Origin of the sequence: Actinomadura logoneensis (assembly GCF_003428695.1) — a bacterium.
Taxonomy (GTDB): Bacteria; Actinomycetota; Actinomycetes; order Streptosporangiales; family Streptosporangiaceae; genus Spirillospora; species Spirillospora logoneensis.
Genome location: NZ_QURH01000585.1, coordinates 1 through 1,941 on the forward strand (window position 1 = coordinate 1; position 1,941 = coordinate 1,941).

The following is a 1,941-nucleotide window of genomic DNA, read 5'->3' on the forward strand; positions in this document are numbered from 1 at the left end:
CGGCCTTGCCGCCCGCCGCGCCGGCGGCGGTCTGCAGCAGCGTGGGCGCGCCGCCCCAGCCGAGGCCCCACAGGGCCGCCGCGACGTAGACCAGGGCGGGCGAGTCCGCCGCCAGCGCCAGGACCGCCGCGGCCACGGCGACCAGCAGGACGCTCGCGACCGACAGCACCCGCAGGTGCCGGTGGATCCGCGCGCCGACGGCCGCGATGCTCAGCAGGGACGCGCCGCCGAAGACCAGCAGCACCGCGTCGGTGGAGCCGCCCATGCCCAGGCCGTCCAGGAACGCGGCGACGTAGGCGTACAGGACGGTGTGCGCGAGGACGTACACCAGCGTGACGAACAGGACGGGCGCGACGCCCGGCACCCGCAGCACGCGCGGCCTCGGCTCGCCGTCCCCGCGCCGCCGTCCGGGGTAGTCCGGCACGGACGCGGTGATCCAGCCGACCAGCACGACCGTCAGCGCCGTCATCGTCCAGAACGCCGTCCGCCAGCCGAGCGCCGAGCCGAGGAACGTGCCCGCGGGGACGCCCAGCGACAGCGCCACCGGGATCCCGGCCATCGCGACCGCGATCGCGCGGCCCTCCAGCCCGGCCGGGGCCATCCGGCGGGCGTACCCGGCGAGCAGCGCCCAGGCCAGGCCCGCCGCGACGCCCGCCGCGAACCGCGCGACCATCGTCAGCGCGTAGTCGGACGAGACCGCCGTGACGCCGTTCGCGACGGCGAACCCGGCGACCGTGGTGAGCAGCAGCCGCTTGCGCCGCCATCCGGCCGTCGCCGCGGTGAGCGGCGCCGCGGTGAGGGCCGTCCCGATGGCGTAGACCGTCACCGTCTGCCCGGCGGCGGACGCGCCGACGCCGAGGCCCGCGCTCATCGCGGGCAGCAGCCCGGCGGGCAGCGTCTCGGTGAGGCTGGTGATGAAGACGGCCGTGGCGAGCGCCAGCAGCGGGGACATCGGGAGCCGCCGGGCGCCGGCGGCCGGTTCGGTGATCTGCGTGGTGACCATGTCGTCGCCTCCTTGACTCGACGGGGACGACACTGCCGGGGCGGCCTTCGGGAACCCTGACGGACGGCTGACGGCCCGTCCGAAGCCCGGCTCGGGCCGCGGGACGCCGATCCGAATAAGGTGCTCGGGTGCGGTTCGGGGTGCTTGGTCCGGTGGCGGTGTGGGACGACGCGGGGACGCCCGTCGCGATCCCGGAGGCGAAGGTGCGGGCGCTGCTCGCCGACCTGCTGGTCCGGCCCGGCGCGGCCGTCTCCGCCGACCGGCTGATCGAGGACCTGTGGGCGGGCCGTCCGCCCGGCAACCCCGCCAACGCGCTGCAGGCCAAGGTGTCGATGCTGCGCCGCGTGCTGGGCCGGGACCGCGTCGTCCGGGAGGCGGCCGGATACCGCCTGGCCGTGGACGGCTCCGACACGGTGGACGCCGAGCGCTTCACCGCCCTCGCCGAACGCGCGCGCACGGTGGACGACCCGCGCGAGCGCGCCGCCGTCCTGTCCGAGGCGCTGGACCTGTGGCGCGGCCCCGCGTTCGCCGACGTCGCCGACCAGGAGTTCGCGCGGACGGCCGCCGACCGGCTCGACGACCAGCGGCTGGCCGTCCAGGAGGAGCGGGCCGAGGCGCGCCTCGCGGCCGGGGAGCACCTCCTGCTGGCCGGGGAGCTGGGCGACCTGGTGGCCCGGCATCCGCTCCGGGAGCGGCTGCGGGCCGTCCACGCCCGGGCCCTGTACCGCGCCGGACGGCAGGGCGACGCGCTCGCCACCCTCGCCGACCTGCGGGAACTCCTGGCGGACGAGCTGGGCATCGACCCGGGCCCGGAGGTGACGGCCCTCCAGGAGGCGATCCTCCGCCAGGACCCGTCCCTGACCCCGCCCGCGCCGCCCGCGCCGACGGCCCCGGCCGCGCCGGTCGCCCCCGTGAGCCCGCCCGCCCCGGCGACTCCC

Annotated in this window: 2 protein-coding genes; one reads left to right on the plus strand and one right to left on the minus strand. The window is 78.0% G+C overall.

Translation table 11 applies throughout. From position 1 onward, the window contains the following. On the minus strand, positions 1–1,003 hold a 1,003-nt coding region (locus tag DZF91_RS24410; RefSeq protein WP_147341348.1), incomplete at its 3' end, for an MFS transporter. 128 nt (positions 1,004–1,131) lie between these two features. Here DZF91_RS24410 and DZF91_RS24415 point away from each other — a divergent pair. Next, the coding region (locus DZF91_RS24415) for an AfsR/SARP family transcriptional regulator (RefSeq protein WP_199486855.1) at positions 1,132–1,941 on the plus strand (810 nt) is incomplete at its 3' end.